The 17,680-nt window shown below is 62.6% G+C and carries 15 protein-coding genes; 11 read left to right on the forward strand and 4 right to left on the reverse strand.

The features are described from left to right. Positions 1-96: 96 nt before the first annotated feature. From tcyJ to ACZ6YA_RS03460, 9 genes are all read left to right on the forward strand, one after another. The gene (gene tcyJ, locus ACZ6YA_RS03420) at positions 97-891 is read left to right on the forward strand and encodes a cystine ABC transporter substrate-binding protein (RefSeq protein ID WP_465895462.1); all 795 of its coding nucleotides are present in this window, start codon (positions 97-99) and stop codon (positions 889-891) included. Further along, complete coding sequence (gene tcyL, locus ACZ6YA_RS03425; protein WP_012316742.1) at positions 888-1,556, forward strand: cystine ABC transporter permease; 669 nt, start codon at positions 888-890, stop codon at positions 1,554-1,556. The genes tcyJ and tcyL overlap by 4 nt, the downstream gene beginning before the upstream one ends. Before the next feature lie 2 nt (positions 1,557-1,558). Continuing rightward, positions 1,559-2,317 carry an L-cystine ABC transporter ATP-binding protein TcyN gene (gene tcyN / locus ACZ6YA_RS03430; protein WP_465895463.1) on the forward strand — a complete coding sequence of 253 codons (759 nt, stop codon included), beginning with the start codon at positions 1,559-1,561 and terminating at the stop codon, positions 2,315-2,317. Positions 2,318-2,548: 231 nt separating this feature from the next. Beyond that, positions 2,549-3,790: an SfnB family sulfur acquisition oxidoreductase gene (locus tag ACZ6YA_RS03435; RefSeq protein WP_465895465.1), complete on the forward strand. Its 1,242-nt coding sequence runs from the start codon at positions 2,549-2,551 to the stop codon at positions 3,788-3,790. A 140-nt stretch (positions 3,791-3,930) separates the two neighbouring features. Then, complete coding sequence (locus ACZ6YA_RS03440; RefSeq protein ID WP_465895466.1) at positions 3,931-5,112, forward strand: SfnB family sulfur acquisition oxidoreductase; 1,182 nt, start codon at positions 3,931-3,933, stop codon at positions 5,110-5,112. After that, complete coding sequence (locus ACZ6YA_RS03445; protein ID WP_465895467.1) at positions 5,112-6,503, forward strand: LLM class flavin-dependent oxidoreductase; 1,392 nt, start codon at positions 5,112-5,114, stop codon at positions 6,501-6,503. The genes ACZ6YA_RS03440 and ACZ6YA_RS03445 overlap by 1 nt, the downstream gene beginning before the upstream one ends. After that, entirely contained in the window at positions 6,496-7,296 is an 801-nt protein-coding gene (locus ACZ6YA_RS03450; RefSeq protein ID WP_465895468.1) for a MetQ/NlpA family ABC transporter substrate-binding protein, read from the forward strand. The genes ACZ6YA_RS03445 and ACZ6YA_RS03450 overlap by 8 nt, the downstream gene beginning before the upstream one ends. 1 nt (position 7,297) lies before the next feature. Next, entirely contained in the window at positions 7,298-8,407 is a 1,110-nt protein-coding gene (locus ACZ6YA_RS03455; protein ID WP_465895469.1) for a methionine ABC transporter ATP-binding protein, read from the forward strand. Further along, positions 8,397-9,041, forward strand: a complete 645-nt coding sequence (locus tag ACZ6YA_RS03460) for a methionine ABC transporter permease (protein WP_465895471.1) — start codon at positions 8,397-8,399, stop codon at positions 9,039-9,041. The genes ACZ6YA_RS03455 and ACZ6YA_RS03460 overlap by 11 nt, the downstream gene beginning before the upstream one ends. A 91-nt stretch (positions 9,042-9,132) precedes the next feature. Here ACZ6YA_RS03460 and ACZ6YA_RS03465 read toward each other — a convergent pair. Both ACZ6YA_RS03465 and dibA read right to left on the reverse strand, forming a co-directional pair. Continuing rightward, positions 9,133-10,487, reverse strand: a protein-coding gene (locus ACZ6YA_RS03465; RefSeq protein WP_465895474.1) for an IS3 family transposase whose coding sequence is annotated in 2 segments (ribosomal slippage) — positions 9,133-9,995 and positions 9,995-10,487 — 1,356 coding nt in all. Because the reading frame shifts where the segments join, the coding sequence is not laid out codon by codon here. A gap of 83 nt (positions 10,488-10,570) precedes the next feature. Then, complete coding sequence (gene dibA / locus ACZ6YA_RS03470) at positions 10,571-12,319, reverse strand: phosphodiesterase DibA (RefSeq protein WP_465895475.1); 1,749 nt, start codon at positions 12,317-12,319, stop codon at positions 10,571-10,573. A 147-nt stretch (positions 12,320-12,466) separates the two neighbouring features. On the opposite strand from dibA, the gene desA reads away from it, so the two are divergent. Both desA and ACZ6YA_RS03480 read left to right on the forward strand, forming a co-directional pair. Then, complete coding sequence (gene desA, locus ACZ6YA_RS03475; RefSeq protein WP_465895476.1) at positions 12,467-13,651, forward strand: delta-9 fatty acid desaturase DesA; 1,185 nt, start codon at positions 12,467-12,469, stop codon at positions 13,649-13,651. A 141-nt stretch (positions 13,652-13,792) separates the two neighbouring features. Continuing rightward, positions 13,793-14,779, forward strand: coding sequence for a GGDEF domain-containing protein (locus ACZ6YA_RS03480; protein ID WP_465895925.1), 987 nt, complete (start codon positions 13,793-13,795; stop codon positions 14,777-14,779). A 114-nt stretch (positions 14,780-14,893) separates the two neighbouring features. Here the strand turns inward: ACZ6YA_RS03480 and ACZ6YA_RS03485 are convergent, their stop codons facing one another. After that, complete coding sequence (locus ACZ6YA_RS03485) at positions 14,894-16,189, reverse strand: HDOD domain-containing protein (RefSeq protein ID WP_465895477.1); 1,296 nt, start codon at positions 16,187-16,189, stop codon at positions 14,894-14,896. A gap of 137 nt (positions 16,190-16,326) precedes the next feature. Further along, the gene (gabT, locus tag ACZ6YA_RS03490) at positions 16,327-17,604 is read right to left on the reverse strand and encodes a 4-aminobutyrate--2-oxoglutarate transaminase (RefSeq protein ID WP_465895478.1); all 1,278 of its coding nucleotides are present in this window, start codon (positions 17,602-17,604) and stop codon (positions 16,327-16,329) included. Between the last annotated feature and the right edge of the window lie 76 nt (positions 17,605-17,680).

The raw sequence follows: 17,680 nt of genomic DNA on the forward strand, positions 1-17,680 counted from the left end.
AAAAGCATAAGAACATAAGTTTTTATTATTTCCTGGCCTATAAAGCCAATTCTATAGTCGCCACCCACAACTTCCACAACAAGCGCGGGGCCTGACATGTCGAAATTCGCCAAACCACTTCTCAATGCCAGTCTGGCTATCCTGCTGGGTACCGGGCTGCTCAGCCAGGCATTTGCCGGCGAGCAGTTGAAGACCATCCAGGAAAAAGGCGTGATCAACGTCGGCCTCGAAGGGACTTATCCACCGTTCAGCTTCCAGGACGAAAACGGCAAACTGGCCGGTTTCGAAGTAGAACTGTCGGAACTGCTGGCTAAAGAGCTGGGGGTCAAAGCCAAGATCCAGCCGACCAAATGGGACGGCATCCTTGCCGCACTGGAATCCAAGCGTCTGGACGTGGTGGTCAACCAGGTGACCATCTCCGAGGAACGCAAAAAGAAGTACGATTTCTCCGAGCCCTACACCGTTTCCGGCATCCAGGCGCTGATCCTGAAGAAGAAAGCCGAACAGCTGAACATCAAGACGGCGCAAGACCTGGCCGGCAAGAAGGTTGGCGTGGGCCTGGGCACCAACTACGAGCAGTGGGTGAAGCAGGACGTGCCGAAAGCCGAAGTGCGCACCTATGAAGACGACCCGAGCAAGTTCGCCGACCTGCGCAACGGCCGCATCGACGCCATCCTGATCGACCGCCTGGCCGCGCTGGAATACGCGCAAAAAGCCAAGGACACCGAGCTTGCCGGTGATGCCTTCTCGCGCCTGGAAAGCGGCGTGGCCCTGCGCAAAGGCGAACCTGAGCTGCTGGCTGCCCTGAACAAGGCGATCGACAAGCTCAAGGCTGATGGCACGCTGGCCAAGCTGTCCGAAAAATACTTCGGTGCTGATGTCACGAAATGATCGCTGAAAGCCTGCAACTCGTTGTCGATTCCGCGCCCTTCCTGCTCAAGGGCGCGGGCTACACGGTGCTGCTGAGTGTCGGCGGCATGTTCTTCGGCCTGGTGCTGGGCTTTGCCCTGGCGCTGATGCGGCTGTCGAAGATCCTGCCGCTGGACTGGCTGGCACGTATCTATGTGTCGTTCTTCCGTGGCACCCCGCTGCTGGTGCAGCTGTTCGTGATCTACTTCGGCATGCCGCAGATCGGTATCGAACTCGACCCGATCCCGGCCTCGCTGATCGGCCTGTCGTTGAACATGGCCGCGTACATCTGCGAAATCCTGCGGGCGGCGATCTCCTCGATCGACCGTGGCCAGTGGGAAGCCGCCGCCAGCATCGGCATGACCCGGACCCAGGCCATGCGCCGGGCAATCCTGCCGCAAGCCCTGCGCACCGCGCTGCCACCGCTGGGCAACAGCTTCATCTCACTGGTCAAGGACACCGCCCTGGCGGCGACCATCCAGGTGCCCGAACTGTTCCGCCAGGCGCAGCTGATTACCGCACGCACCTTCGAAGTGTTCACCATGTACCTGGCGGTTGCGGTGGTCTACTGGATCCTCTGCAGCATCCTCGCGCACTTCCAGAACCGCATGGAAGCGCGGGTCAACCAGCACGACCAGGAGCACTGAAGATGATCGTAGTAGAAGGCCTGACCAAGCAGTTCAAGGGCCAGACCGTGCTCAACGGCATCGACCTGACCGTGCAACCCGGCGAAGTGGTGGCCATCATCGGCCCCAGCGGCTCGGGTAAGACCACCTTCCTTCGCTGCCTCAACCTGCTGGAAACGCCCGATGCCGGGCGGATTCAGATCGGCGCCATCAGCATCGATGCCAACCGCCCGCTCGGCAGCCAGCAAAGCGCGATTCGGCGTTTGCGCCAGCAGGCCGGGTTCGTGTTCCAGAGCTTCAACCTGTTCCCCCACCGCACCGCGTTGGAGAACGTCATCGAAGGGCCGGTGGTGGTCAAGAAGACGCCACGTGCCCAAGCCATGGAACTCGGCCGCAAGCTACTGGCCAAGGTTGGCCTGGCGGGCAAGGAAGACGCCTACCCCCGGCGCCTGTCGGGCGGCCAGCAGCAGCGCGTGGCCATCGCCCGGGCATTGGCCATGGAGCCCGAGGTAATCCTGTTCGACGAACCCACCTCGGCGCTCGACCCGGAGTTGGTTGGCGAAGTGCTGGCAACCATCCGCGGCCTGGCCGAGGAGAAGCGCACCATGATCATCGTCACCCACGAGATGAGCTTTGCGCGCGATGTGGCGAACCGGGTGATCTTCTTCGACAAGGGAGTCATCGTCGAGCAGGGCGAGGCCAAGGCCTTGTTTGCCAACCCGAAGGAAGAGCGGACTCGGCAGTTCTTGCGCAAGTTTTTGGGCACCGCCGCTTCTGAGTAAGACTCTCGGGCCCTTTCGCGGGGCAAGCCCGCTCCCACATGAACCTGGAGCGGGCTTGCCCCGCGAAGAGGCCGGCACATCCAACACAAATCCCCACTTCTATATATATTCCAAAAGGTTAGTTCATAAACCTTTAATAAGCCTTTAGGGTATATAAACCGGACCACCGGACCAGCAAACGTTGTCGCCATCAGCTGAAGCGACGCATCCACTTTGTGAGGTTCGGTACTGATGTCCACCCTGCCAAAAATCCCATTCCACAGCGACCTCGACAGCTCGCCCCTGCTGCTGCCGGCCAAGGTCCTGCGCAACGACGCCGAAGCCCTGCAAGCGGCCCGCGAGCTTGCCGAGAGCGCCCGCGCGCAAGCGTCCCGGCGCGACCAGCAACGCAAGCTGCCCTGGGCCGAAATCGAGCAGTTCACGCGCAGCGGCCTGGGCAGCATCAGCGTGCCCAAGGCCCACGGCGGCCCCGATGTTTCGTTCGCCACCATCGCCGAAGTGTTCCGCCTGATCAGCGCCGCCGACCCGGCCCTGGGGCAAATTCCGCAAAACCAGTTCGGCATGCTGCAACTGCTGCGCCTGACCGCCACCGAGGCGCAGCAGGCGCTGATCTTTCGCAGCGTTCTCGACGGCTGGCGCATCGGCAACGCCGGGCCAGAGCGCGGCAGCAAGGACACCCTGACGCTCAAGGCCAGGATCACCCGCAACGGCGACGGCTATCGCATCAGCGGTGAGAAGTTCTACTCCACCGGGGCATTGTTCGCCCACTGGGTCGCGGTCAAGGCGCTGGACGACGAGGGCCGTCAGCGCCTGGCCTTCGTCCGTCGCGGCGCGCCGGGGCTGCGCATCGTTGACGACTGGTCCGGTTTCGGCCAACGCACCACCGCCAGCGGCACCGTGCTGCTGGACCAGGTGCCAGTCGATGCGGACCTGGTGATCGACAACTGGCGCCAGCGTGATACGCCGAACATCCAGGGCGCCGGGTCACAGCTGATCCAGGCCGCCATCGATGCCGGTATCGCCGAGGCAGCCATTGAAGATGCCATCCGTTTCGTGCGCGAAAAATCCCGCCCTTGGGTAGACGCCAATGTCGAGCGTGCCAGCGACGATCCCTACGTGATTGCCGACATCGGCCACCTGAAGCTCGAACTGCATGCTGCCGAAGCGCTGCTGCAAAAGGCGGCGCGGGTGCTCGACGAGGTCAATGCCGGGCCGATCGATGCTGCCGCCGCCGCGCGAGCCTCGATCGCTGTGGCCGAAGCCAAGGTGTTGACCACCGAGATCTCGCTGCAGGCCAGCGAGAAGCTGTTCGAGCTCGCTGGCAGCCGCGCCACCCTGGCCGAGTTCAACCTCGACCGCCACTGGCGCAATGCCCGGGTGCACACGCTACACGACCCGGTGCGCTGGAAGTACCACGCGGTCGGCGCTTACTACCTGAACGGCACCCTGCCTGCGCGGCATTCCTGGATCTGAATTTTGGCCTTTTGGGGCTGCTTTGCAGCCCATTCGCGGGCAAACCCGCTCCCACAATTTCGAGGAGTGTGCCGTCACTGTGGGAGCGGGCTTGCCCCGCGAATGGGCCGCACAGCGGCCCCAGCGGTCTGGAGAACACCATGACGACAACACTAATCACCAGCGACACCCAAGCCCTGGCCATCGCCGAAGAAATCGCCCAGCAACTGCGCCGCGACAGCGCCCTGCGCGACCGCGAGCGCCGCTTGCCGCACGCCGAACTCGACCTGTTCACCCAATCAGGCCTCTGGGCCATCAGCGTGCCCAAGGCTTTCGGCGGCGCCGGCGTATCCAACGTCACCCTGGCCCAGGTCATCGCCCGCATCGCGCAAGCAGATGCCTCCCTTGGCCAAATCCCGCAAAACCACTTCTACGCCCTGGAAGTCCTGCGGGTAAACGGCAGCTCCGAACAACAGCAACGCCTCTACGCCGAAGTTCTGGCCGGCCAGCGCTTGGGCAACGCCCTGGCCGAACTGGGCACCAAGACCGCCCACGACCGCACCACGCGGCTGACCCGCGAAGGCGACGGCTACCGCATCAACGGTCGCAAGTTCTACGCCACCGGCGCCCTCTACGCCCAACGCATCCCGACCTCGGTGATCGATGAACAGGGCGTGCAGCAGCTGGCCTTCGTTCCCGCCGATAGCCAAGGCCTGCAGGTGATCGACGACTGGAGCGGATTTGGCCAGCGCACCACCGGCAGCGGTTCGGTGGTGTTCGACAACGTATTCGTCCGCGCCGACGACGTGGTGCCGTTCCAATCGGCCTTCGAGCGCCCTACCCCGGTCGGCCCGCTGGCGCAGATCCTTCACGCCGCCATCGACACCGGCATCGCCCGGGCCGCCTATGAAGATGCCCTGCACTTCGTGCGCACACGCAGCAGGCCGTGGGTCGACTCCGGCCTGGACAAGGCCAGCGAAGACCCGCTGACCTTGAAGAGCTTCGGCCACCTGACGATTCGCCTGCACGCCGCCGAGGCCTTGCTCGAACGCGCTGGGGTTTACCTCGACCGCGCCCAGGCCGACAGCAACGCCGATACCGTCGCCGCCGCTTCCATCGCCGTCGCCGAAGCCCGCGCGATCAGCACCGAGATATCCCTCGCCGCTGGCACCACGCTGTTCGAGCTGGCCGGCAGCCAGGCCACACTGGCCGAGCACAACCTCGACCGCCACTGGCGCAACGCCCGCGTGCACACCCTGCACGACCCGGTGCGCTGGAAGTACCACGCCATCGGCAATTACTACCTCAATGCAGAAAACCCACCGCGCCGGGGGACCATCTGATGCCTAAGCAAATCCTCCTCAATGCCTTCAACATGAACTGCATCGGGCACATCAACCATGGCCTGTGGACCCACCCACGCGACACCTCGACCCAGTACAAGACCCTCAGCTACTGGACCGACCTGGCACGATTGCTGGAGCGTGGGCTGTTCGACGGCCTGTTCATCGCCGACATCGTCGGCACCTACGACGTCTACGGCCAGTCGCTGGACGTGACCCTGAAAGAGTCGATCCAGCTGCCAGTCAACGACCCGCTGTTGCTGGTCTCGGCCATGGCCGCCGTCACCCGCCACCTCGGTTTCGGCCTCACCGCCAACCTCACCTACGAGACGCCATACCTGTTCGCCCGGCGCCTGTCCACGCTCGACCACCTGAGCAACGGCCGGGTCGGCTGGAACATCGTCACCGGCTACCTCGACAGCGCCGCCCGCGCCATGGGCCTGGAGCAGCAGCCGGAACATGACCGCCGCTACGATCAGGCTGATGAGTACCTGCAGGTGCTGTACAAACTCCTTGAAGGCAGCTGGGCCGACGATGCGGTGGTCGAAGACCGCGAGCGGCGGGTGTACGCCGAGCCGGAAAAAGTGCGCAAGGTCCAGCACCATGGCGAGTTCTACAAAGTCGAGGGTTACCACCTGTGCGAACCCTCGCCGCAACGCACCCCGGTGCTGTTCCAGGCTGGCAGCTCGCCACGCGGCCTGACTTTCGCCGGCAACCATGCCGAATGCGTGTTCATCAGCGGCCAGGACAAAGCCGCCACCCGCGCCCAGGTCGACAAGGTGCGCGCCGCTGCCCAGGCGGCCGGCCGCAATCCCCAGGCGGTCAAGGTGTTCATGGGCATCACGGTCATCGTCGCGCCCACCGAGCAGCAGGCCCAGGCCAAGTACGCCGAGTACCTGCGCCATGCCAGCCCGGAAGCGGGCGTTGCGCACTTCGCCGCCTCCACCGGCATCGACTTTGCCGCTTTCGAACTGGACGAGCCAATCGGCGCCAGCCAGGGCAACGCTATCCAGTCGGCCACCCGCCAATTGCAGGAAAACGCCTGGACCCGCCGCCGCCTGCTGGAACAGCACGCCCTCGGCGGGCGCTACGTGACCCTGGTCGGCGCGCCCGAACAGGTTGCCGAACAGTTGATCGCCTGGATCGACGAAACCGGCCTGGACGGTTTCAACCTGACCCGCACCGTCACCCCGGAAAGCTTTGAAGACTTCATCGACCTGGTGGTCCCGCACCTGCAACAGCGTGGCCGCTACAAGACCGCCTACGCCGACGGCACTCTGCGCGAAAAGCTGTTCCAGAGCGACCACCCACACCTGCCGGCCGACCACCCCGGCTCGGCCCATCGCCACACCTCTCCCCCTGCCACGACTGGAGTTGCACACCATGCTTGAGAAACTGTTCCGGCCCGTCGCGGCCATCGCCGTCACCCTCGGCCTCGCCGGCGGCGCATCCGCTGCCGAGCCGCTGAAAATCGGTACGACCTCGGCCTTCGCCATCCCGCTGGAAGCCGCGGTGGAAGAAGCGCACAAGCAAGGCCTGGAAGTGAAGCTGATCGAATTCAGTGACTGGATAGCCCCAAACGTCAGCCTCAACAGCGGCGACATCGACGTGAACTACTTCCAGCACATCCCGTTCCTGGAGAACGCCAAGGCCGCGGCCGGCTTCAACCTGGTGCCGTTCGCTCCCGGCATCATCAACAACGTCGGCCTCTATTCGAAGCAATACAAAAGCTTTGCCGAACTGCCCGAAGGCGCCAGCGTGGCCATCGCCAACGACCCGATCAACAGTGGCCGTGGCCTGCAGTTGCTGGCCAAGGCCGGGCTGATCACGCTCAAACCTGGTGTCGGCTACAAGGCCACCGAGGATGACATCGTCGCCAACCCGAAGAAGCTGAAAATCCTTCAGGTCGAGGCCGTGCAGCTGGTCCGCGCCTACGACGACGCCGACCTGGTGCAGGGCTACCCGGCCTACATCCGCCTGGCCAAGACCTTCGATGCCACTTCGGCGTTGCTGTTCGACGGCCTGGAAAACAAGGAATATGTGATCCAGTTCGTGATCCGCCCGCAGAGCAAGGACGACCCGCGCCTGGCCAAGTTCGTCGACATCTACCAGCATTCGCCCGCCGTGCGCGAAGCGCTGAACAAGGCCCATGGCAGCCTCTATCAAGCCGGTTGGGAAGGCTGACATGAGCCAGGCCAGCGCCCTCAAGGCGCCCACCGCTCAAACCGCGCCGCCACCGGCTCGGGAGCAGGTCTTGCGCCCGGAGGTCAACCAAGCCCATGTGCGCTTCGTCGGCCTCGGCAAGACCTACCCGGGCCAGGCGCAGCCGGCACTGCAGGGTATCGACCTGAATATCCGCCGTGGCGAGATCTTCGGCATCATCGGCCGCAGCGGCGCCGGCAAATCGTCGCTGCTACGCACCATCAATCGCCTGGAGCAACCCAGCCAGGGCCGGGTGCTGATCGACCAGGTGGACATCGCGCCGTTCGATGAAGACCGCCTGGTGGCGCTGCGCCGGCGCATCGGCATGATCTTCCAGCATTTCAACCTGATGTCGGCCAAGACCGTGTGGCAGAACGTCGAACTGCCACTGAAGGTGGCCGGCGTGGCCAAGGCCGAGCGCCAGCGCAAGGTCAGCGCCTTGCTGGAGCTGGTCGGCCTGCAGGAAAAGCATCATGTATACCCGGCACAACTGTCGGGTGGGCAGAAGCAGCGAGTCGGCATCGCCCGAGCGCTGGTGCACGACCCCGAAATCTTGCTGTGCGACGAGGCCACCTCGGCGCTGGACCCGGAAACCACCGCATCGATTCTCGAACTGCTGCGCGACATCAACCAGCGCTTGGGCCTGACGGTGGTGTTGATTACCCACGAGATGGCGGTGATCCGCGATATCTGCCACCGCGTGGTGGTATTGGAGCGCGGCGAAGTGGTCGAACAGGGCGACGTCTGGCGGGTATTCGGCTCGCCGCGGCATGACGTCACCCGCACCCTGCTGGCGCCGTTGCAGGCCAAGCTGCCTGCGGCTTTGCAGGCAAACCTGCGGGCCAGCCCGGTGGGCCGCGACAGTGCGGTGGTACTCAAGCTGACCGTGCTCGGCGAACCCGCGTTGTCCGACCTGTTCAGTGACCTGGGCGGCCGTGTGCGCTTGCTCCAGGGCGGCGTGGAAACCATCGGCGAGCACGCGCTCGGCCAGCTGATCCTGTCGATTCAGGGCTCGCCGCACGACACCCATCAATTGCTGGAACGCGCCCGCCGCTGGGCCGAAGACGTGGAGGTACTGGGCCATGTGGTTTGATCGCTTGCTCGAAGGCTTGCTCGATACCCTGCTGATGGTCGGCGTGTCGTCGCTGATCGCACTGCTGCTGGGCGTGCCGATGGCGGTGCTGCTGGTCACCAGCGACAAAGGCGGCATCTTCGAGGCGCCCCTGCTGAACCGGGTGCTCGGCGCCTTCGTCAATCTGTTCCGCTCGATCCCGTTCCTGATCCTGATGGTCGCACTGATCCCCTTCACTCGCCTGGTGGTCGGCACCACCTACGGCGTCTGGGCCGCTGTCGTACCGCTGACCATCGCTGCCACGCCGTTCTTCGCACGGATTGCCGAAGTGAGCTTGCGCGAGGTCGACCATGGTTTGGTGGAGGCCGCACAGGCCATGGGCTGCCGGCGCTGGCACATCGTCTGGCATGTGCTGTTGCCCGAGGCACTGCCGGGGATCGTTGGCGGGTTCACCATTACCCTGGTGACGCTGATCAACTCCTCGGCCATGGCCGGTGCGATCGGTGCCGGGGGGCTTGGGGATATTGCCTATCGGTATGGGTACCAGCGGTTCGACAGCCAGATCATGCTGACCGTGATTGCCATGCTGGTGGCGTTGGTGGCGGTGATTCAGCTGGGTGGGGACAGGCTGGCGAAAGGGTTGAACAAGCGGTGAGTCTTTCGCGGGTCAAGCCCGCTGCCACAGGTACATTTTTGCCCTCAAGGCTTGTGCTGTACTTGGACTGCCCCCGAAAAGTTGGACAGTTTCAGCTAGCAACCTGAGTCCTGTACTCGACAGGGCTCAGGCCGTTAAGCCTTAGCTTGATGCGGTCATGGTTGTAGTAGTGAATGTACTCATCCAGACCTGCTTTCAGTTCTTCAACGCTTTCAAACCGCTTCAGATAGAAAAACTCAGATTTGAGCGTACCGAAGAAGCTTTCCATAGCCGCGTTGTCGAGGCAATTACCTTTGCGCGACATGCTCTGCTTCACCCCGCGCAGGTAGAGTTTACGTCGGTATTGGGGCTGCTGATAGTGCCAGCCCTGGTCTGAGTGGATCACCAGCTTTGGCTTCTCTCCCAAGCCATCCAGCGCCTTGTCCAGCATGTCTCCAACCAGGCTGTAACGCGGGCGGTTGGCCATTTCGTAGGCCACGATCTCGGCGTTGTACAGGTCCATCACGGGTGAGAGATAGAGCTTCTGATCGGCGACTTTGAACTCAGTGACATCGGTCACCCATTTCTGGTTGGGCCGTTGAGCCACGAAGTTACGCTCTAAAAGATTCATTGCCACCTTGCCCACAGCGCCCCGATAAGAACGGTATTTCTTGGGTCGCACGACCGAATGCAGGCCGAGCTCAGCCATCAATCGCTCAACGACCTTTTTGTTGACCAACGTCCCACCCTTTCGGATCGCGAGCGCCACACGGCGATAGCCGTAGAGCTTTTTATGCTCGTGATAAACCTGCTGTATCTGCTCTTTGAGCGCGGCATGCTTGTCCGGCTTCTGCTGGCTTTTGACCTGATAGTAGAAGGTGCTGCGCGCCAACTCGACCAGCCGTAACAGGTCAGGTAAAGGGTATCGGCGCTTGAATTTGCAGACGATCAGGACTTTTTCGTCTGTCTTCGTTCCTTTTCCTCCCGCAGAGCCTTTAATTCCTTTAGGACATCGTTCTCCATGCGCAGGTATTCGAGTTCAGACAACAACTGCTCTCGGCTTTTTACCTCGTCGTTGGTATCGGTGGGCTTTATTGGCTTAATTTTCTTGGGCACGGCGGTAGGCTTACTTTTGGCGGCAGTGGGCGCTGCGGGGCTACCACTGTAGTACCGCCGTTGCCAGATGCCTATCTGCGAAGACTGTCCGAGATCAAAGTGAGCCGCCGCTTGGCGCAACGAGAGACGATGCTCGTGCATGTACGTCAGCACCCGGCGCTTGAAGTCGTCGCTGTAGCGGTGTCCAGATGAGCGATTGCCGGTACTGGCTCCAGCCTCATGACTGGCGACCCATCGGCGTAGCAAACTGAAGTCGACGCCGAAGTGGCGGGCTACTTTTCGGAAACCATCGCTGCCATCCAGATAGGCTGCAATCGCGGTGAGCTTGAGTTGCTCGGTGTACTTGCCCATAGATCCCCCAAGGGTTGGATTGGTGTCCAACTTCTTGGGGGCAGTCCAACTTGTGGGAGCGGGCTTGCCCCGCGAAGAGGCCCTCAGCCCCAGCGCAGCTCCCCAGCCGGCACCGGCCGCCCAAACCAGTACCCCTGCCCCAGCTGGCACTGCTGCTCCAGCAGAAACCTGGCCTGCTCCGCTTGCTCGATGCCCTCGGCATGCACCTGCATGCCCATGCTGTGCGCCAGGGCAATGATCACCCGCACGATGGCGATGTCGTCGTCATCCATCGGCAGCCCGGCGACGAAGCCCTGGTCGATCTTCAGCTTCTGCACCGGCAGGCGTTTGAGCCGCAGCAACGACGAATACCCAGTGCCAAAGTCATCGATGGCCAGGCTCAGGCCCAGCTCGCGCAAGCGGTGCAACTGTTCCAGCGCAACCTCCGGGTCTTCCATCACCGCACTCTCGGTCACCTCCAGCTCCAGCAGCCCCGGCGCCAGGCCGGTTTCGTGCAGCACCTGAGCGACCTGCCGGTACAGCTCGCGCTGACCAAACAGCCGGCTGGATATATTCACCGCGACAAATGCCAGCGTGCGCCCATCGGCCTGCCAGCGAACCATCTGCTGACACGCCTCGCGTAGCACCCATGCATCGATCTCGGCAATCAGCCCGGTACGCTCGGCGATGGGGATGAACTCGGTCGGAGGCACCAGGCCACGCAGTGGATGTTGCCAGCGCACCAGCGCTTCTACCCCGACCATTTTCGAGGTGAGCAGGTCGTAGACCGGCTGGAAGAATACCCGCAGTTCATCCTGGGCCAGCGCGTGGCGCAATTCACCGGCGGTTTCCACCCGCTGCTGCGCGTGCGCCGTCAGCTCTTCGGTGTACAGCGCATAGCACGCGCGGCCATTGTGCTTGGCCTTGAACAGCGCCGCGTCGGCGTTGCGCAGCAGCTGCTCGGCGCTCAGCGCATCGCTGGGGAACAGGCTGATGCCGACGCTTGCACTGATGAACAACCGATGCCCGTCGAATTCGAACGGTTCACGCATGCGCTCGATCAGCGCCTGCGCCAGCTTGCCGGCTTGGCCGACTTGCTGACAATTCTCGGCCAGCACACCGAACTCATCACCGCCCAGGCGCGCCAGGGTCACGCCATTGCCCAACACCTGGGCCAAGCGCTCCCCCGCCAGTTTAAGCAACTGGTCACCGACGGTATGGCCAAGCCCATCGTTGATGCTTTGAAAATGGTCGAGGTCAAGCAGCAACAGGGCGCATCCGCGCTTGTTGGCTTGCGCCGAGGCCAGGGCCTGCTCGACGCGGTCGCTGAACAGTAAGCGGTTGGGCAGGCCGGTGAGCGGGTCGTGGTGGGCCAGAAAGGCCAGCTCCTGCTCTGTATGCTTGATCGCGCTGATGTCGCTGAACACCGCCACGTAATGGCTAAGCTCGCCGTTGTCATCGCGAATGGCGCGGATCGTCTGCCATTGCGGGTAGATTTCACCGCTCTTGCGCCGGTTCCAGATTTCCCCGCTCCACTCGCCCTTCTCGGCCAGCGTGGCGTAGATCTGTTGATAGAACGGCACACCGTGGCGGCCCGACTTGAACTTGCTCGGACGCTGGCCCAGCACTTCGTCCTGCTGGTAGCCGGTGATGCGCATGAAAGCGCGGTTCACGTGTACGATCAGGCCTTGGCGGTCGGTGACCAGCACACCTTCCAGGGTGCAATCGAATACCGCCGCCGCCATGCGCAGGCGCTCTCGATCCTCTTTACGCTGTTGCACGCCGCTACCAATGAAGTTGAGCACTCGAGCTGCAGCTCTGCGTAAGGCCTCGCGAACAGAAACAGACATCATGTCGGGGGGAAAAGCCCATGAAAAAAGATGGGGCATTATAAAGGTAGAAACATGCCGTGACGTCCTATCTGAAAGGCTGACTGGTTTTATTTCCCCGCCAAGGGATAATCACAACTTTCCCCTGTGTCTTCGAGGGTTTTGACACCTATGTGGTACAACGGTCTGCTCGATTTGTCGGCCTGGCAACTGGTTGGCGTTACCCTGCTGATGACTCACGTGACCATCGTCAGCGTTACCATCTACCTGCACCGCTACTCCGCGCACCGCGCGCTGGAGCTCAACGGCGCGCTCAAGCATTTTTTCCGCTTCTGGCTGTGGCTGACCACGGCGCAGAACACCCGCGAGTGGACTGCCATTCACCGCAAGCACCACGCCAAGTGCGAAACCCCGGACGACCCGCATAGCCCAGTACACAAGGGCCTGAGCACGGTGTTGCGCAAAGGTGCCGAGCTGTACCGCGAAGAAGCGCGTAACCCCGAAACCCTGCGCATCTACGGCAAGAACTGCCCGGAAGACTGGATCGAGCGCAACCTCTATTCGCGCTACAAGCTGGGCGGCATCGCCTTGATGGCGGTGATCGACCTGCTGCTGTTCGGCACCATAGGTATCACCATCTGGGCGGTGCAGATGATGTGGATTCCGTTCTGGGCGGCCGGTGTGGTCAACGGCCTGGGGCATGCGTTGGGCTATCGCAACTTCGAATGCCGCGACGCCGCCACCAACCTGGTGCCGTGGGGCATCATCATCGGCGGCGAAGAACTGCACAACAATCACCACACCTACCCCAACTCCGCCAAGCTGTCGGTCAAGCGCTGGGAGTTCGACATGGGCTGGGCGTGGATACGCCTGCTGTGCCTGCTGCGCCTGGCCAAGGTGCAACGTGTGGCGCCCATCGCCCACCGCGTCGAAGGCAAGGCCAGCCTGGACATGGACACCGCCATGGCGATTCTCAACAACCGCTTCCAGATCATGGCCCAGTACCGCAAGCTGGTGATCGGGCCGTTGGTCAAACAGGAGCTGGCCAAGCTCGATGCCTCGGTGAGCCACCGTTTCCGTCGCGCCAAGCGCCTGCTGTCGCGGGAAACCAGCCTGCTCGAAGACCGCCATCATGTGCGTATCGAATCGCTGCTCGCGCAAAGCCAGGCACTGAAGACCATTTACGAGAAGCGCCTGGCGCTGCAGCAGATCTGGGCCCGTACCAGTGCCAATGGCCACGACATGCTCGCCGCCATGAAAGATTGGGTGCACGAGGCTGAGGCCAGTGGCATCCATGCCCTGCACGACTTCGCCGCGCAACTGAAAACCTACTCCCTGCGCCCAACCGGCGCCTGATCGCCGTTGATCGGCACGCCCTGCAACAGGGCGTGCCCGCCGGAACTTCCCCCCTGAAAACTGACTCAAACCCGGCACATCGCCCGCGTGGCGGGCCGGTCTGTGGCCGCACGCTCCCCCGTCGAGATCCGCTCCGTGCACATGGCCAAGAACACCCATTCACCACTGCCCGGCAACGCCCCTCCTGAAGCTGCCCAAACCTTGCTGGCCTTGCTGCATGCGCAAGGCGAAGTCGCCCGCCTCAGCGAACGTGAACAGCTCTACAGCTCGTTGCTCGACAGCGTCAATGCGGTGCTCTGGGCCTTTGACTGGGAAACCCGCCAGGTGCTCTACGTCAGCCCCGCCTACGAGCGCATTTTCGGCCGCCCGGCCAGCCAGGTGCTGGCCGACTTCAACGAGTGGCGCGACAGCATCTACCCCGACGACCTGGAGTACGCCGAACGCAGCCTGGCCCAGGTGCTGGTCAAAGGCGCCGTGGAAGACCGCGAATACCGCATCATCAACGCCAGCGGCCAGGTGCGCTGGCTGAGCGACAAGTGCTACATCAACCAGCAACGCGAAGGCGACCGGGTGATCATCGTCGGTATTGCCGAGGACATCACCGAAAAGAAGCAGCTCGAAGGTGAACTGCAACGCCTGGCCACCACCGATGTGCTGACCCAGAGCAGCAACCGCCGACACTTCTTCGAATGCGCCCAACAGGCCTTCGACAGCGCCCGTGACGAGGGCACCCCGTTGGCCTTCCTGCTGCTGGACATCGACGACTTCAAGCAGATCAACGACAGCTACGGCCATCAGGAAGGCGATCAGGTCCTGCAACGCATCGCCGACGCCGGTAAAGCCGTGCTACGGCGGGGCGACCTGTTCGGGCGCATTGGCGGAGAGGAATTTGCGGCGGTGTTCCCAGGCTGCACGGCGCAGGTCGCGGAACAGATCGCCGAGCGCCTGCAACGTGAAATCCAGCGGCTGAGTTTCAGCCATGGCGAGCAGGTGTATGGGGTGACGGTAAGCCAGGGGCTGACCGGGCTTGGCGATGAGGATGAATCGCTGGATACCTTGTTTGCTCGGGCTGACGAAGCGATGTACCGGGCCAAGCGGCAGGGGAAGAATCAGATCGTCAGCAGTTAAGGATCAAAAGGCCAAAATCCCTGTGGGAGCGGGCTTGCCCCGCGAACACCGGCGAAGCCGGTGCCCTCCACTGCGGTGCTTTTTTCGCGGGGCAAGCCCGCTCCCACATGAGTCCTATGAAGAGGCCTCTGGTTCTGCAACTGGCGGCTCTTCATCCCTGATCTCAACGACCGGAGCTTTGACCTGCTCCTGCGGTTTGACCAACGAGTTATCCACCCTGCGCAACCGGCTCAACTCCGGCAACCCAACCTTGAGCAAGCGTGCGGTCTTGCTGTCGGCGACCTTTTCCACCCCCTGGTCTGCCGACAATCGCGATAATTGGCCAGCCAGATTCATGGCCAGAATTTCCCGCGAATACACACCGCCACCCAGCTGGTAGATCGCCGCAATCAGCTCACGCAGGTTCAACGGCAGGCGCCAGCGAGTACGCAGTGCCGAGCCGAATGCTGCGCCGAATTCTTTGAGTGAAGACTGCACAAGGTCCTCGTTCAGCTCACCACCGGCCAGACGCCACTCCTGCAGAGAACGCAGCACCGCCAAATCACCCAGGCAGTGCAGCAGCCCGGCGCAATAGCAGCGTTCAGCGTCCAGTTCGAGCATGCGCGCCAGGGTGCGAGCGTACTCGGCAGTGTGCAGCGACAGGTTCCAGAAATGCGCCGCAGGCTGTGCCAGCAGCGGATCGCTCAAGCGCGCACTGCGTTTGAGGGTCAAGCCAAGCATCAGGTTCATGCTCTGGGTACTGCCAAGCTTGTTCAGCGCTTGCAGCAACGTTTGCACCGGTGCGTCGCGGTGCAGGGAAGCGCTGTTGGCCGCAGCGATCAGCACGGCGGTAACCTGGGGATCGTTGCGCACCTCCTCTTCAAGGACCTTGAGGTCCAACCCCTGTGGGTTGAGTGCGCGCTTGATCGCCAATTGCACATCGGCGAACAATGGGCCGCCGTCGGCGGTGGCGCGGCGCTGCTCGAGGTAGGCCGGCAGGCTGGCACCGGGCTTCAATGGCGGCACAGGGCAAGCAATCTGTTCGCCCACGGCCAGCAGCAGTTCTTCCAGGCTCTTGCGCAGTTTTTCCATGTTCAGCGGCTTGCTCAGGTACGCCGTAGGTCGCAACGGCAGTGCCTCGCGCACGCTGGCGCTGTCACTGTGACTACTGATAAGGATGAACGGCAATCCCGAGCCTTTGGCGCGCACCTTGCGCAGCAGGTCAAGGCCATCGACGCCGGTCAGTTCGCGGGCGGCGATGATCAGGTCGGGCTTGCTGGCCAACGCCGAGAGCGCTTGCGAGCCATCGGCGCACACCTGCAGCCGGGCATCGCAGCGCACGCTGAGCAGCATCTCACGCAGCATGTCGCGTACCCAAGGGTCGCCTTCGGCAATCAGTACGCTAGGTGGGGTGGGGTCTGCAGCGTTCATGGCCAACTCCTGAATATCCCTGACACGCAATCCGTTGCAGCTTCCAAGGCAAGTCCTGCAACAACCATAGCGCCACGGGCCTTTGTTGGGCACAAAAAAAACCCGCCTAGGCGGGTTTTTTTATGAAGCGCGTCACATCAAGCGAGTTCAGCGAAGCACTCTTCGATGATGGCCAGGCCTTTGTCCAGCAGTGCGTCTTCGGCGGTCAGCGGAACCAGGATACGCAGAACGTTACCGTAGGTGCCGCAGGACAGCAGGATCAGACCCTTGTCGCGTGCCTTGGCGACTACTTGCGCAACAGCGGCGGCGTTCGGGGTGTGGGTGCCTTTTTCGAAAACTTCCACAGCGATCATCGAGCCCATACCACGGACGTCGCCGATGATCGGGTGCTTTTCCTGGATCTGGCGCAGGCCAGCGGTCAGGCGCTCACCGACAGCTTTGCTGCGGTCCAGCAGCTTCTCTTCCTCGAACACCTGGATAACGGCCAGAGCCGCGGCGCAGGCGATCGGCGAACCGGCGTAGGTGCCGCCCAGGCCGCCCGGGGCGATGGCATCCATGTACTCGGCCTTGCCGCAAACACCGGCCAGCGGGAAGCCGCCAGCGATGGATTTGGCGAAGGTGGTCAGGTCAGGCGCGACGCCCATCTGTTCCATGGCGAAGAAGGTGCCGGTACGGCCAGCGCCGGTCTGTACTTCGTCGGCGATCAGCAGGATGCCGTGCTTGTCGCACAGCTCGCGCAGGCGCTTCATCAGCTCTTTCGGCGCTGGCAGGAAACCGCCTTCGCCTTGCACCGGCTCGAGGATGATCGCGGCGATGTCGCGCGGCTCGGCATCATTCTTGAAGATGCGCTCGACCGAAGCGATGGCGTCGTCAACGCTGACACCGTGCAGCTCGCTCGGGAACAGAGCGCGGAAGATGCCGCCTGGCATCAGGCCCATGCCAGCAGAGTACGGCACAACCTTGCCGGTCAGGCCCAGGGTCATCATGGTACGGCCGTGGTAGCCGCCGGTGAAGGCGATCACACCAGCGCGGCCGGTGGCGGCACGGGCGATCTTCACGGCGTTTTCAACGGCTTCGGAGCCGGAGGTGACCAGCAGGGTCTTCTTCTCGAAGTCGCCTGGAACCAGCTTGTTGATTTTTTCGCACAGCTCTACGTAGGGTTCGTAGGCCAGCACCTGGAAGCAGGTGTGGCTGACTTTGGTCAGCTGCTCTTGCACGGCTGCAACCACTTTCGGGTGCAGGTGGCCGGTATTCAGTACAGCGATGCCGCCAGCGAAGTCGATCAGTTCGCGGCCTTCAACGTCGATCACGGTCGAGTTCTTCGCGCTTTCAACGAAGATCGGGTGGATCTGGCCAACGCCACGTGGGACGGCGGCGATACGACGTTGCATCAAGGATTCGTTGGTCTTGCTCATAATGCCCTCATTTGCACCGATCATCGGCGCTTTTATTCGGGGGCGGCTGGGAGTGTTCGCGAACAGTATTCGTTGA

The sequence above is a fragment of the Pseudomonas sp. NPDC090752 genome (assembly GCF_055584805.1).

Excerpts from the sequence above, each read along its gene's own strand:
- tcyJ (WP_465895462.1), top strand. The coding sequence starts at position 97 with ATGTCGAAATTCGCCAAACCACTTCTCAATGCCAGTCTGGCTATCCTG.
- tcyL (WP_012316742.1), top strand. The coding sequence starts at position 888 with ATGATCGCTGAAAGCCTGCAACTCGTTGTCGATTCCGCGCCCTTCCTG.
- tcyN (WP_465895463.1), top strand. The coding sequence starts at position 1,559 with ATGATCGTAGTAGAAGGCCTGACCAAGCAGTTCAAGGGCCAGACCGTG.
- ACZ6YA_RS03435 (WP_465895465.1), top strand. The coding sequence starts at position 2,549 with ATGTCCACCCTGCCAAAAATCCCATTCCACAGCGACCTCGACAGCTCG.
- ACZ6YA_RS03440 (WP_465895466.1), top strand. The coding sequence starts at position 3,931 with ATGACGACAACACTAATCACCAGCGACACCCAAGCCCTGGCCATCGCC.
- ACZ6YA_RS03445 (WP_465895467.1), top strand. The coding sequence starts at position 5,112 with ATGCCTAAGCAAATCCTCCTCAATGCCTTCAACATGAACTGCATCGGG.
- ACZ6YA_RS03450 (WP_465895468.1), top strand. The coding sequence starts at position 6,496 with ATGCTTGAGAAACTGTTCCGGCCCGTCGCGGCCATCGCCGTCACCCTC.
- ACZ6YA_RS03455 (WP_465895469.1), top strand. The coding sequence starts at position 7,298 with ATGAGCCAGGCCAGCGCCCTCAAGGCGCCCACCGCTCAAACCGCGCCG.
- ACZ6YA_RS03460 (WP_465895471.1), top strand. The coding sequence starts at position 8,397 with ATGTGGTTTGATCGCTTGCTCGAAGGCTTGCTCGATACCCTGCTGATG.
- dibA (WP_465895475.1), bottom strand. The coding sequence starts at position 12,319 with ATGATGTCTGTTTCTGTTCGCGAGGCCTTACGCAGAGCTGCAGCTCGA.
- desA (WP_465895476.1), top strand. The coding sequence starts at position 12,467 with ATGTGGTACAACGGTCTGCTCGATTTGTCGGCCTGGCAACTGGTTGGC.
- ACZ6YA_RS03480 (WP_465895925.1), top strand. The coding sequence starts at position 13,793 with ATGGCCAAGAACACCCATTCACCACTGCCCGGCAACGCCCCTCCTGAA.
- ACZ6YA_RS03485 (WP_465895477.1), bottom strand. The coding sequence starts at position 16,189 with ATGAACGCTGCAGACCCCACCCCACCTAGCGTACTGATTGCCGAAGGC.
- gabT (WP_465895478.1), bottom strand. The coding sequence starts at position 17,604 with ATGAGCAAGACCAACGAATCCTTGATGCAACGTCGTATCGCCGCCGTC.